Source organism: Rhodobacter calidifons (genome assembly GCF_011174775.1).
In the GTDB taxonomy this organism is placed as follows: domain Bacteria; phylum Pseudomonadota; class Alphaproteobacteria; order Rhodobacterales; family Rhodobacteraceae; genus Tabrizicola; species Tabrizicola calidifons.
Map to the genome: position 1 here is coordinate 26,105 of NZ_JAANHS010000008.1, position 12,925 is coordinate 39,029.

9 protein-coding genes are annotated in these 12,925 nt (G+C 65.3%); 4 read left to right on the top strand and 5 right to left on the bottom strand.

Features of this window, described 5'->3' with window-relative positions; genetic code table 11:
• Positions 1 to 18: 18 nt before the first annotated feature.
• From glgC to G8O29_RS11780, 3 genes are read right to left on the bottom strand one after another with little or no spacing between them, the layout of a single operon-like run.
• Positions 19 to 1,290: a glucose-1-phosphate adenylyltransferase gene (gene glgC / locus G8O29_RS11770; protein ID WP_166403443.1), complete on the bottom strand. Its 1,272-nt coding sequence runs from the start codon at positions 1,288 to 1,290 to the stop codon at positions 19 to 21.
• Positions 1,291 to 1,327: 37 nt separating this feature from the next.
• Complete coding sequence (gene glgB / locus G8O29_RS11775) at positions 1,328 to 3,499, bottom strand: 1,4-alpha-glucan branching protein GlgB (RefSeq protein WP_166403444.1); 2,172 nt, start codon at positions 3,497 to 3,499, stop codon at positions 1,328 to 1,330.
• A gap of 30 nt (positions 3,500 to 3,529) precedes the next feature.
• Positions 3,530 to 5,938, bottom strand: coding sequence for a glycogen/starch/alpha-glucan phosphorylase (locus G8O29_RS11780; RefSeq protein ID WP_242679080.1), 2,409 nt, complete (start codon positions 5,936 to 5,938; stop codon positions 3,530 to 3,532).
• Between the two features lie 237 nt (positions 5,939 to 6,175).
• Between G8O29_RS11780 and G8O29_RS11785 the strand changes: the two genes are divergently transcribed.
• Positions 6,176 to 6,373, top strand: a complete 198-nt coding sequence (locus G8O29_RS11785) for a heavy-metal-associated domain-containing protein (RefSeq protein ID WP_166403446.1) — start codon at positions 6,176 to 6,178, stop codon at positions 6,371 to 6,373.
• Here the strand turns inward: G8O29_RS11785 and G8O29_RS11790 are convergent.
• Positions 6,370 to 7,710: an NAD(P)/FAD-dependent oxidoreductase gene (locus G8O29_RS11790; RefSeq protein ID WP_166403447.1), complete on the bottom strand. Its 1,341-nt coding sequence runs from the start codon at positions 7,708 to 7,710 to the stop codon at positions 6,370 to 6,372. The two genes, G8O29_RS11785 and G8O29_RS11790, sit on opposite strands and share 4 nt — an antisense overlap.
• Positions 7,707 to 8,864 carry an acetylornithine deacetylase gene (argE, locus tag G8O29_RS11795; protein ID WP_166403448.1) on the bottom strand — a complete coding sequence of 386 codons (1,158 nt, stop codon included), beginning with the start codon at positions 8,862 to 8,864 and terminating at the stop codon, positions 7,707 to 7,709. Before argE ends, G8O29_RS11790 begins: the two co-directional genes overlap by 4 nt.
• 250 nt (positions 8,865 to 9,114) lie before the next feature.
• Between argE and G8O29_RS11800 the strand changes: the two genes are divergently transcribed.
• From G8O29_RS11800 to G8O29_RS11810, 3 genes are read left to right on the top strand one after another with little or no spacing between them, the layout of a single operon-like run.
• Positions 9,115 to 10,137, top strand: coding sequence for an ABC transporter ATP-binding protein (locus tag G8O29_RS11800; RefSeq protein ID WP_166403449.1), 1,023 nt, complete (start codon positions 9,115 to 9,117; stop codon positions 10,135 to 10,137).
• Positions 10,130 to 11,191, top strand: coding sequence for an ABC transporter ATP-binding protein (locus G8O29_RS11805; RefSeq protein WP_166403450.1), 1,062 nt, complete (start codon positions 10,130 to 10,132; stop codon positions 11,189 to 11,191). Before G8O29_RS11800 ends, G8O29_RS11805 begins: the two co-directional genes overlap by 8 nt.
• The gene (locus G8O29_RS11810; RefSeq protein ID WP_166403451.1) at positions 11,188 to 12,891 is read left to right on the top strand and encodes a peptide ABC transporter substrate-binding protein; all 1,704 of its coding nucleotides are present in this window, start codon (positions 11,188 to 11,190) and stop codon (positions 12,889 to 12,891) included. The genes G8O29_RS11805 and G8O29_RS11810 overlap by 4 nt, the downstream gene beginning before the upstream one ends.
• The last annotated feature ends 34 nt before the right edge of the window (positions 12,892 to 12,925 follow it).

The window sequence follows — 12,925 nt, forward strand, 5'->3', positions numbered from 1 at the left end:
GCGCCTTTGTCCATCCTTTCAGCCAAGCGCCCTTGCCCGCGCATCCAGCATGTCCTGCGTGACCAGGACGATCCCGCCTTCCGATCGTCGGAACCATTTCGCATCTTCCTCGGCATCCTCGCCGATCACAAGCCCCTCGGGGATGACGACCCCCCGGTCGATCACGCAGTTCTTCAACTGGGCCTTGCGGTTGACCGTCACCTGCGGCAGGGCCACCACATATTCCAGCGTCGAATAGCTGTGCGTCCGGCATCCGGTGAACAGCAGGCTGTTCGACACCGCCGAACCAGACACGATGCAATCCCCGCTGACCAGAGACGACACCGCCGAGCCGCGCCGCCCGTCCTCGTCGTGGATGAACTTGGCGGGCGGCACGATCTCGGCATAGGTCCAGATCGGCCAGGAACTGTCGTAGAGGTCCAGTTTCGGCACGAAATCGGTCAGGTCGATGTTGGCCTGCCAGAAGGCGTCGATGGTGCCTACGTCGCGCCAGTAGGGTTCGGTTTCCAGCCCGCTGGTCACGCAGCTGTCGGAAAACCTGTGGGCGACGGCCTTGCCCTTTTTCACGATCTCGGGGATCAGGTCGAAGCCGAAGTCGTGGGTCGAATTGTCGTCCTGCATGTCGCGGATCAGAAGGTCGCGAAGGAAGGCCCAGTCGAAGACATAGATCCCCATGGACGCCAGCGCGTGATCCGGGTCGCCGGGAATTGCAGGGGGATCTTTCGGCTTTTCCAGGAAGGCGGTGATCCGCATGGTCTTGTCCACATGCATCACGCCGAAGGCCGTCGCCGCCATCCGCGGCACGGTCAGGCAGCCGATGGTCACGTCGGCCCCAGCCTCGACATGCTGGTGCAGCATCACCTCGTAATCCATCTTGTAGATGTGGTCGCCCGCCAGGACGATCACATACTTCACGCCGTAGCTGTCGACGATGTCGATGTTCTGCGCGATGGCATCGGCGGTGCCGCGATACCAGTTCACCTCGTCCATCCGCTGGCTGGCAGGAAGGATGTCCAGATATTCGTTGCGTTCCGCCCGGAAGAAGCCCCAGCCGCGCTGGACGTGGCGGATGAGGGAGTGGGCCTTGTACTGCGTCGCAATCGCCATCTTGCGGATGCCCGAGTTCAGCGCGTTCGAGAGCGCAAAGTCGATGATCCGCGTCTTGCCGCCGAAATAGACCGCCGGCTTCGCGCGGCGGTCGGTCAGTTCCTTCAGCCGCGACCCCCGACCGCCTGCCAGGACAAAGGCCATGGCCTGCGACGACAGGCGCTGGTTCGGTCTTGCTTTCATCGACGTCCCTCCCCCAGGGCGGTGCAACCGCCGGTTCTCATCCCTGTTGCAGATACACTGCCGAGAGCGGCGGCAGCGTGACAAGCGCCGATTGCGGCAGGCCGTGCCAGGGCGTCGGTTCCGTGGTCACCCCCCCCAGGTTGCCACGGTTGCCCCCGCCGTAGATTGCGGCGTCGGTGTTCAGGATCTCGGTCCATTTGCCGGGATGCGGCAGACCCAGCCGATACTGCCGCTCCAGCGGAGTCATGTTGACCACCGCCACCACCGGCCTGTCGCCCTCTTCGCCCTTGCGGACCCAGGCATAGACCCCGGCCTCGGCATCGTTCGACTCGATCCAGGCAAAACCTTCGGGCCGCGTGTCGTTCACATGCAAGGCGCGGGTTTCGCGGTAGATCCGGTTCAGGTCGCGCACCAGGGACTGCATGCCGCGATGTTCCGCAATATCAAGCTGATGCCAGTCAAGGCTCCGGTTGTGGTTCCACTCGGCTCCTTGCGCGAACTCCTGCCCCATGAACAGAAGCTTCTTGCCGGGATGCGCCCACATGAAGCCGTAATAGGCGCGCAGGTTGGCGAACCTTTCCCAGGCGTTGCCCGGCATCTTCGACAGCATGCTGCCCTTGCCGTGCACCACCTCGTCATGGGAAATCGGCAGGATGTAATTCTCGGACCAGGCGTAGACCAGGCCGAAGGTCATCTGGTGATGGTGGTATTTGCGGTAGATCGGGTCCTTCTGCATGTAGGACAGGGTGTCGTTCATCCACCCCATGTTCCACTTGAACCCGAAGCCCAGCCCGCCCCAGTTCGCGGGCCGGGACACGCCTGGAAAGGCCGTCGATTCCTCGGCGATGGTCATGATGCCGGGACAGTCGCCATAGGCCGTAACGTTCATGCTGCGAAGAACATCGATCGCCTCATAGTTTTCGCGGCCGCCGTCCTTGTTCGGGATCCATTCGCCAGGCTTGCGGCTGTAGTCGCGGTAAAGCATGGACGCCACCGCATCGACCCGCAGCCCGTCGATGTGGTATTCCTCAAGCCAATACAAGGCGTTGCTGACGAGGTAGTTCTTCACCTCGACCCGGCCGTAATTGTAGATCAGCGTGTTCCAGTCCTGGTGGAACCCCTCGCGCGGGTCCTCGTGTTCATAAAGCGCGGTGCCGTCGAACCGGCCCAGGCCATGGGGGTCGGTGGGGAAATGCCCCGGCACCCAGTCCAGGATCACCCCCAGCCCCCTGCGGTGCGCCGCATCGACGAAGGCGCGGAATTCGGATGGCGTGCCGTGGCGGATCGTCGGGGCGAACATGCCCACCGGCTGATAGCCCCAGGAGCCGTCAAAGGGATATTCGCTGACCGGCAGGCATTCGATATGGGTAAAGCCCATTTCGGCGGCGTAGTCCACCAGCTGGTCGGCCAGTTCCAGATAGCTCAGCATCCGGTTCCCGGGCGCGCGCCGCCACGAGCCGAGATGGACCTCGTAGACGGAAATCGGCGCGTCGATGCCGTGTCTGGCAGCCCGGCTGTCCATCCAGACCTTGTCGTGCCAGTCACCCCGGATTGTCCTGACAACAGAGGCCGTTGCGGGCGGATGTTCAGACCCGAACCCAACCGGATCGGCCTTGAGCGGCATCACCGCGCCGCCCGGCCCCCTGATCTCGTACTTGTAGGCGACACCCTCGCCGAGGCCGGGCATGAAGATCTCCCAGACCCCCGTCGCCCCGCGCCGCCGCATCGGGTTGCGGCGCCCGTCCCAGACGTTGAAATCCCCCACCACCGAAACCCGTTCGGCATTCGGCGCCCAGACGGCGAAGTGCACGCCATCGACGCCCTCATGGCACATCACATGCGCGCCAAGCGCCTGCCACAGGCGACGATGGCTGCCCTCGCCCAGCAGATATTCGTCCAGTTCGCCCAGAACCGGGCCAAAGCGATAGGGATCGTCGAATTGCCAGGTATTGCCATGGCCTTCCGCGCGGAACCTGTAAGTTGCCTTCCGCGCCAGGGTGCAGGTGAACAGGCCCGGCAGGCCCGGATAGGGCATCGCCTCGACCTCGGTCCTGCCGGTGACCAGCCACAACCGCTCGGCCCCGGGCACGAAGGCGCGGACCTCCCACCCCCTGGCCACCTTGTGCGGCCCCAGAACGCCGAACGGATCCCCGTGCCATCCCCCGGCAATCGCCTCGGCTGCGCCCCTGTCGAGTGTCGTCTCAGCCATGCTCTCCTCCCCGAAAGCCTGCCGGAGCGCCTAAAGCGCGGATGTCACCTGCCAGATCTCATCCATGTAGCTCCGGATCGTCCGGTCAGAGGAGAAGAAACCGCTCCGTGCGGTGTTCAGTGCCGCCATGCGCCACCAGCGGGCGGGGTCGGCATAGGCCTTGTCCACCTCTGCCTGCGCCACATGGTAGGCCTCGAAGTCCGAGGCAACCAGGAAATAGTCGTGGTGCCAGACCCGGTGCACCAGCTGATGATACCGCTCCGGCTCATCCGGCGAAAAGCGCCCTTCCGCGATCATCTGAAGGACATCCATCAAGGGCTGGCTGGCCTCGATCGCCTTCCTGGCATGGTCGGGATCCTCGCGTCGCCGCGCGACCTCTTCCGCGGTCAGACCGAACAGGAAGAAGTTCTCTGCCCCCACTTCCTGAAGGATCTCCACGTTCGCACCGTCCAGCGTCCCGATGGTGGGGGCGCCGTTCATCATGAACTTCATGTTGCCGGTGCCGGAGGCCTCTTTCCCAGCGGTCGAGATCTGTTCCGACAGATCCGCCGCCGGGATGACCCGTTCCGCCATCGAGACGTTGTAGTTTGGCGGATACACGATCTTCAACAGATCGCCCGTTACCGGGTCATTGTTAACAACCTCTGCCACATCATTGATAAGTCGGATTATTTCCTTGGCAACAGCATAGCCGGGCGCGGCCTTGCCGCCAAAGATCTTCACCCGCGGAATCCAGCCGGCCGCCGGGCTGGACCGCAGGCGATGCCAATGCGCAATGGTTTCCAGGATGTTCAGAAGCTGGCGCTTGTATTCATGGATCCGCTTGATCTGCACATCGAACACGGCATCGGGCGAGACCCGGACCCCCATCTCGCGCCCGATCCAGTTCGACAGCGCGACCTTGTTCGTGCGCTTGGCGGCGGCAAACCGCTCCCGGAACCCGGCATCCTCGACATGCGGCTCCAGCCCACGCAGGCGGTCGAGATCGGCTTCCCATCCTGCGCCGATGCTGTCGGTGATCAGGCCGGCCAGCGGCTTGTTGGCCATCCGCAGCCAACGTCGCGGCGTCACCCCGTTCGTCAGGTTGATGATCCGCCCCGGATGCAGACGGTTCAGCTCCGGGAACAGGGTCTGCTTCACAAGGTCGGTATGCAGGGCCGAGACGCCGTTGACCTTGTGGCTCATGATGAAGGCCAGTTCCCCCATCCGCACTTCCTGGTGCTTGACGATACCCACATAATGCGGCCGGTTCGGATAGGCGCGGCGGTGCCAGCTGTCGATGCGTTCGACGATCTGCATGTGGCGCGGCAGGACGTTGCCGAAGGTGTAAGTCGCCCATCTTTCAAGGGCTTCCGGCAGAAGGGTGTGGTTCGTGTAGCCCAGGCAGGCCCGCGCGATGGTCAGCGCTTCGTCAAAGGCAAGCCCGTGGTCGTCCACCAGAAGCCGGATCAGTTCGGGCCCCGCGATGGCCGGGTGCGTGTCGTTCATCTGGATCGCGACATGTTTCGGCAGGGCACGCAGGTCGGAGTGGCTGGAAAGGTAGCGCCGCAGGATGTCTTGCAGCGCGGCCGAGGTCAGGAAGAATTCCTGCTTCAGCCGCAGCTCCTTGCCCTGATAGGTGGTGTCATCGGGGTACAGCACCCGGCTGAGCGTCCGCGCCAGGGTCTCGGGCTCTGCCGCTGCCGTATAGTCGCCCCGGTTGAAGCGTTCGAGGTCGAAGTTCGTCGTCCCCTTTGCCCCCCAGAGCCGCAGCGTATTGGCCCATTTCCCCTGCCAACCGATGATCGGAGTGTCGAAGGCCTCGGCGGTCACCGTTTCCTGCGGATACCAGATCTCGCGCCCGTCCCGGCTTTCGACATGCCCCTTGAAACCCACAGTATAGGCGCTTTCCGGCCGCGCGAATTCCCACGGATGCGCCTGGGCCAGCCAGTTCTCGGGTGTCTCGATCTGGCGGCCATGGTCGAAATGCTGGCGGAACAACCCGTGTTCGTAGCGGATGCCGTAGCCGTAGGCCGGGCAGCCAAGCGTCGCCATCGATTCCATGAAACAGGCCGCCAGCCGCCCCAGCCCCCCGTTCCCCAGCGCCGCGTCGGGCTCGTCGTCGATCACCGCGCGGAGGTCGACTCCGACTGCGGCCATCGCCTCGGCCGCGGCGTCGTAGAGGCCCAGGTTGATCGTCGCATCTTCCAGGATGCGGCCGATCAGGAACTCCATCGACAGGTAATAGACACGCTTCCGGTCCTCGGCCCAGGTCCGCCGGGTCGAGGCGAACCAGGGCTCGACGATCCGGTCGCGGATCGCATGCGACAGCGCCAGACGCCAGTCATGCACAGAGGCATGCGGGGCATCCTTCCCCACCGTGAAGGTCAGATGGCGCAGGATATCGGCCTGTAGAAGGTTCGGGGTCACGCTGAGGTCGGTCACGGCTTTGTCCAGCAAGGTCATCTCCTTGGAAAGCCTAAGCGCCGCATCGCGGCGGTCAAGCGGGCTTTCGGGTCGGCGGGTCGGAATGCGGCCGTTACCGCAAACATTGGCCATGAATAGGCGCTTTAAAGCGTTTTGAGAACGTGATTCGCCAAAAATTCCGCCAGATCGCCGGGGAAGCCACAGGATGCCGGGGCACCCTTGACCCGGGGGCGAAGGTCTGGGTCTATCAGGGGGCCAAGGAGCCATCCCATGACCACACTTTCCGTCCCCGACATGAGCTGCGGCCACTGCAAGGCCGCGGTAGAAGCAGCACTCTCCGCCGTACCGCAGATCGGCGCGGTATCGATCGACCTTGCCAGCCGGACTGTCACCCTGTCCGGCCCTGCGCCGCTGGCCGATGTCTTGCAGGCGCTGGATCGGGCCGGCTACCCGGCGCAGGTCGTCTAAAGGCTCGGCCCCGGCCGAATCGGGCTGCCGTCGGTGAACCGCGACAGACGGAAGCGGGACAGGTCATGGCCGACCGCCCGTCCGGTGACGAGATCGGCAATCACGCGGCCCATGCCGGGGCCGATGCCGAAGCCGTGCCCGCTCATCCCCGTGGCGATGGTCAGGCCCGCGACCGGCGCGTGATCGACGATGGGCACGACATCGGGCAGGCTGTCGATCATCCCCGCCCAGACGGATTTCAGCTTCGGGCGGCCCAGGGCGGGGAAGGCCTTGGCAAAGCTGTCCTGCACCTCGGCCAGCGTGGCCATGTTCGGAGCCGGGTTCAGGACGCGCTGGCGTTCGAACGGCGTGGGTCGATCCAGGGCCCAGCGACGGGGTGTGCCCCAAGCGTCCGGAAAGCCGGCGGGGGCGGCCAAGCGGAAGGTCGTGGATCGGAAATCCTTTTTCAGCACAGGCAGATAGACGCCAATGCTGCGAAAGGCATCCCGGCCGATGTAGAAGTCGTGCCGGGCGCCGGGGGCGATCGAGTAGCCTCCGTCTGTCCGCCGCCGGAAGGCAAAGTCGTCATCCGCCGCATTGCCGGGAAAGATCTCTGGCATGGGTTCGGTCGCCGCGACCGAAGCGAGGACCGAAAGCTGCGGAATCCCGATTCCCTGCGCGCCAAGGAACAGGCGCGACCAGGCCCCCGCGGCCACGACGACGTGATCGCAGGCGATCCGCCCGGCTTCCGTCACCACGCCCGCGACCTTTCCGCCTGCCAGGTCCAGCCCGCGCACCGCGCAGGCCTCGCGGATCAGCACGCCCTTTTCCTCGGCCACTGCCGCCAGCGCCGGAACGGCGACCCAGGGCTCGGCTCGCGCGTCAGAGGCGGTCCAGAGCGCGCCTTTCCAAGGCGCGACCGCCCCTTTCAGCATCGCCAGCGTCTCGCCCGAGGTCAAAAGTCGGGTGTCCAGCTGATGCGCGCGGGCATTTTCCATCGAGGCCTCGAAGCCCTCGATCTCTTTCTCGGTCTTTGCCAGATACAGGACCCCGGTCTGCCGGAACCCCAGACCATCGCCCATCCGGGCGGCCAGCGCCTTCCAGATCGACAGGCTTTCCACCATGATCGGCAGTTCGGAGGGGTCCCTGCCCTGCTGCCGGACCCAGCCCCAGTTCCGCCCCGACTGTTCGCCGGCAATGCGGCCCTTCTCGCAGACGACGACCGAAAGGCCGCGCTCGCGCAGGAACCAGGCCGTCATGATCCCGATCACGCCGCCGCCCACCACGACCACATCCGCGCGCGCCGGCAGGGCGGCGGCAAACCGGACCGGCGCGGTCTCAGAGATCGGAAAGCTCATGCCAATCGCTCCAGAAGCCTCTCCATGAAACGCTGGCCGGCCTGAAACTGGGAAACCTCAAGATATTCGTCGGCCTGATGCGCCTGGGCGATATCGCCCGGCCCGACCACGACCGCCGAATAGCCGGCATCCTGGAACTGCCCGGCCTCGGTGCCATAGGACACCACCCCGGTCGCATTGTCCCCGGTCAGGGCCCGGGCCAGCGCCTCGGCCGCCCCGTCCGCTTCCGGCCGCAGGGGAGAGACATCGAAGAACCTGTCCAGATACACCCCCGCCCCGGGCCGCCGCGCCTTCAGCGCCCGGTCCAGCGCCATGGCGGCGTCACGAAACGCCCCGGCATGTGCCTCGATGTCGTCATCCGGCACGCAGCGCATCTCCACCGCAAAGCGGCAATCCCTCGCCGTGATGTTGTCCGCCGTTCCGCCCTGGATGCGCCCGACATGCAGCGTGGTGAACGGCGGATGAAAGCGCGCACCGACCGGGCCGGGAGGGCGGGCCTGGATCTGGTCGTTCCGGTCGTTCACCCAGCCGATCAGCCGCGCGGCCTCCATCACCGCCGACACGCCTTCGGGCAGAAGCGAGGAATGGACCTCATGGCCCTTCACATGCACCGCATAGCCCGTGCCGCCCTTGTGCCCGGTGATCACCTTCATCCGCGAGGGTTCGCCGATCAGCGCGATCTCGCCTTTCGGCACCACCGCCTGCATGGTCCGGATCATCGGCGGCGCGCCGGTGCAGCCCACCTCCTCGTCATAGGACAGCGCCAGTTGCAGCGGCCGCGCCACTCCTCGCGCCAGAGCCTCGGCCAGCGCCCAGGCGGCCAGCGCGACATAGCCCTTCATGTCGCAGGTTCCGCGCCCATAGAGCCGACCGTCGCGTTCGACCACCGTCCAGGGATCGGTTGACCATGGCTGACCGTCGACCGGCACCACGTCCGAATGGCCCGAAAGCACCACCGCCCCGGGCACCCAGGGGCCGGCATGGGCGATCAGGGCCGCCTTCGAGCGGTCCTCATTCCAGTGCCGGAAGCAGCGGACACCGTGGCCTGCGAGATAGCTTTCCAGCCAATCGACCAGCGCCAGGTTCGAATCGCGGCTGACGGTCGGAAAGCTGACCAGCCCATCCAGAATCTGACGCGGCGTCAGCGTGGTCATCGCGATTTCCCTTGCCCCGACTAGATGTTGTGGCCAGCCTGTCGCCGGGTCGCGGGCAAGTCAATATCTGGCAAAGTGACGAAAGCTTCGGTCATTCTGCCGGATGAACAGTCTGGAATCGCGCGCCAAATCGGGATTGATAGAAGCCCGAGAATCGGAAAGAGTTGTTGGAACGGCGGCAACCACAAGCTGAATGGCTGAGAAATCAGCCAACAATAACAAGACCCAAGAACGTCGCGGGGAGTATTGAATGGCCGATCTGGCCGCGTCTGTCCTTGAAGTCAGGGGCCTCAGGACCGTTTTCCGCACCCGCGGTGGCGAAATCCACGCCGTGAATGACGTCAGCTTCCACCTGCGCCGCGGAGAGCTGCTGGGCGTGGTGGGTGAAAGCGGGTCGGGCAAGTCGGTGACGATGATGTCGCTGCTGCGCCTTCTGCCGATGCCACCGGCCGAGATTCGCGGCGGTCAGGCGCTGCTGGACGGGCGCGACCTTCTGTCGATGAGCGACGAGGACCTGCGCTCGGTCCGGGGCGCCAGGGTCGGTTTTGTGTTCCAGGATCCGATGACCAGCCTGAACCCGGTGTTCACCCTGGGCAACCAGATCATGGAGCCGCTGATCAAGCACCTGCGGATGTCGAAAGCCCAGGCCGAGACCCGGGCGGTCGAACTGCTTGAACTCGTGGGCATCCCCGATGCGCGCAGCCGGCTGTATCAGTATCCGCATCAGTTTTCCGGGGGCATGCGCCAGCGGGTGATGATCGCCATCGCGCTGGCCTGCGACCCGGACGTGCTGATCGCGGACGAACCGACGACGGCGCTGGACGTGACGATTCAGGCGCAGATCCTGGAACTGGTGCAGGAACTTCGCCAGAAGCTGGGCATGGCGATCATCTGGATCACGCATGACCTTGGCGTCATCGCGGGCATCGCCGACCGGGTGATGGTGATGTATGGCGGCCAGGTGGTCGAACAGGCGCCGGTGCGCGAGTTGTTCGCAAACCCGCAGCATCCCTATACCCGGGCCCTGTTGCAGACGATCCCGCGCATTTCCGGCCCGCGAGAAGCGCGGCTGAAGGTGATCGAGGGCCAGCCGCCGATCCTGAACGCGCCGCTGACGGCCTGCCCGTTCCGCGCGCGCTGCGAGTTCCGCCACGATGCCTGCGACGCGGCCAATCCCCCGCGCCGCGCCATCGACGGCCTGCCGGTGGGTCAGGGCCACGATGTCGCCTGCCACTGGCACGCGCCCGCAGGCCGGGAGGCGGCCCATGCTTGACGCCGGTCCGGCACCGCTGGTTCAGGTCCAGGACCTGAAGATGCATTTCCCGATCTACACTGGCCTCTTCCGGCGGCACACCGGGGACGTGAAGGCGGTCGATGGGGTGTCATTCCAGATCCAGGCGGGCCAGACGCTGGGACTGGTCGGCGAATCCGGCTGCGGCAAGTCCACCGTAGGCCGAACCATGCTGCGGCTGTACGAGCCGACCGCAGGGCGGGTCATCATCGACGGCGACGATGTGGCCAGCCTTCCGCCCGAGGCCCTGCGCAAGAAGCGGCCCTCGATGCAGATGGTCTTCCAGGACCCGCAGGCCAGCCTCAACCCCCGCATGACACTGGCCGACATCGTCAGCGAGCCGCTGCACGAACATACCGACTGGACTCGCGCGCAGAAGCTGGAGCGGGTTTACGAGCTGATGGACCAGGTCGGCCTGAACCGCCGCTTCGTGAACCGCTTTCCGCATGAATTCTCGGGCGGGCAGCGCCAGAGGATCGGCATTGCCCGTGCGCTGGCGCTGAAACCGCGTTTCATCGTCTGCGACGAGCCCATCGCGGCGCTGGATGTCTCGATCCAGGCGCAGGTTGTGAACCTGCTGGAAGACCTTCAGGAAAAGCTGGGCCTGACCTATCTTTTCATCAGCCACGACCTGTCGATGGTGCGCCATCTCGCGCAGCGGGTGGCGGTAATGTATCTTGGCCGGATCGCCGAACTGTCGCCCTCGACGGACCTCTACAGCCGTCCGCTGCACCCCTATGCCGAGGCTCTGCTGTCGGCGGTGAACGAGCCCGACCCGGAACTCGCCCTCCGTCGCAAGCGGATCATCCTGAAGGGCGATGTCCCCTCCCCCGCCAATCCGCCCAAGGGCTGCAACTTCTGCACCCGCTGCCCGAAGGTCATGGACATCTGCAAGACCGTGAAGCCCGACCTGGTCGAGGTCGAACCGGGCCGCATGGTCGCCTGCCACCTATATACAGCCGCCGGATCAACCGGCGCGTCCGAGGCACCCGAACGCAAGAATCAAGAGCGCAACCAACAAGGAGAGAACCGATGAAACTGAGAACCGCCCTGATGGGCGCCGTGGCCGTGCTGGGGCTTGCCCCCGCGGCCTTTGCCGAACGCGGCGCCGATGGTGAGGTGAAGCTCACCTTCCCGCAGGCCGTGTCGATCATGAACCCCTACCTCTCGGGCGGGACCAAGGACATCTATGCCTCCTCGATGGTGCTGGAACCGCTGGCGGGCCTCGACCCCGAAGGCGTGCTGATCCCGAAGCTCGTGACCGAGATCCCGACGCTGGAAAACGGCGGGGTGTCGGAGGACCGCACCTCGATCACCTGGAAACTCCTTCCCGACCTGAAATGGTCGGACGGGACGCCCGTCACCGCCGAGGACGCCGTCTTCACCTGGCAGTATTGCACCCATCCTGAAGGGGGCTGCTCGCAGGCCACCAAGTTCGAAGGCGTGGCGTCGGTCGAGGCCCTTGACGCCTCGACGATCAAGGTCACCTTCGACGGTCCGAAGGCAAACCCCTACACCGCCTTCGTCTCGGCCTTGTCGCCGGTTCTTCAGAAGTCCCAGTTCGAGTCCTGCCTTGGCGCGGCGGCCCCGACCTGCACCGATGCCAACAACATGCCGATCGGGACCGGCCCGTTCATGGTGACCGGCTTTGCGGTGAACGACACCGTGTCGCTGGCCGCCAACCCGAACTACCGCGACCCGGCCAAGCCTGCCTTCGCGACGGCTGTCATCAAGGGCGGCGGCGACGCCGAAGGCTCGGCCCGCGCGGTGATGGAGACGGGCGAGTTCGACTATGCCTGGAACACCCAGATCCCGCCCGACAGCCAGGCCGCGATGGCCGCCGCCGGCAAGGGCCAGTTCGTGGTGGCCTTCGGCACCCTGGTCGAGCGGCTTGAGACCAACACCACCGACCCGGATCCGGCCCTGCCGGAAGGCGAACGTTCGACTGCCAAGCACCCCCATCCGATCCTGTCGGACATCCGCGTACGCACCGCGCTGTCCAAGGCCATCGACCGGTCGATCCTGGTCGAGGTCGGCTACGGCGCCGGCGGCAAGCCGACCTGCAACGTGATCCCCGGGCCGGAGGGCTGGGCTTCGGACAACGACGGCTGCATCGCGCAGGACATGGAAGGCGCCAAGGCGCTCTTGGACGAGGCCGGCTGGATCGATACCAACGGCGACGGCGTGCGCGACAAGGACGGCAAGAAGCTGAAACTGCTGTATCAGACCACGGTCAACCCGATCCGGCAGGACTTCCAGGCGCTGATCAAGGACTGGTGGACCGAACTGGGCGTCGAGGTCGAGCTGAAGGCCATCGACCCGGGCGTCTTCTTCGGCGGTGACCCGGGTTCGCCCGACACCTTCCAGAAGTTCTACGCCGACATCGAGATGTATGCCAACAACTCGGAAAGCCCGGACCCGGAAAGCTATCTGGGCCAGTACCAGTGCAAGAACGCGCCGACCCCGGAAACCCAGTGGCAGGGCGAGAACATCAACCGCTTCTGCAACCCGGAATACGACGCGCTCTATGCTACGCTTGCCACCACCACCGACATCGCCGAACGGCAGGCGATCGCGAAGAAGCTGAACGACATGGTGACGAAGGACAGCATGATCGTCATCCCGCTGGTCCACCGCGGGACGCTGTCGGCCCATTCGCTGGCCCTTGGCGGTGTGCAGATCAACGCATGGGACACCGAGATGTGGAACGTCGCCGACTGGTTCCGCGTCAAGTGACCTGATCCCCGCGGGGCCGGAACCGCCCGGCCCC

Bases quoted from the DNA above. Each gene is read 5' to 3' on its own strand.
- glgC (WP_166403443.1), bottom strand. From the start codon at position 1,290: ATGAAAGCAAGACCGAACCAGCGCCTGTCGTCGCAGGCCATGGCCTTT.
- G8O29_RS11785 (WP_166403446.1), top strand. From the start codon at position 6,176: ATGACCACACTTTCCGTCCCCGACATGAGCTGCGGCCACTGCAAGGCC.
- glgB (WP_166403444.1), bottom strand. From the start codon at position 3,499: ATGGCTGAGACGACACTCGACAGGGGCGCAGCCGAGGCGATTGCCGGG.
- G8O29_RS11805 (WP_166403450.1), top strand. From the start codon at position 10,130: ATGCTTGACGCCGGTCCGGCACCGCTGGTTCAGGTCCAGGACCTGAAG.
- argE (WP_166403448.1), bottom strand. From the start codon at position 8,864: ATGACCACGCTGACGCCGCGTCAGATTCTGGATGGGCTGGTCAGCTTT.
- G8O29_RS11800 (WP_166403449.1), top strand. From the start codon at position 9,115: ATGGCCGATCTGGCCGCGTCTGTCCTTGAAGTCAGGGGCCTCAGGACC.
- G8O29_RS11790 (WP_166403447.1), bottom strand. From the start codon at position 7,710: ATGAGCTTTCCGATCTCTGAGACCGCGCCGGTCCGGTTTGCCGCCGCC.
- G8O29_RS11810 (WP_166403451.1), top strand. From the start codon at position 11,188: ATGAAACTGAGAACCGCCCTGATGGGCGCCGTGGCCGTGCTGGGGCTT.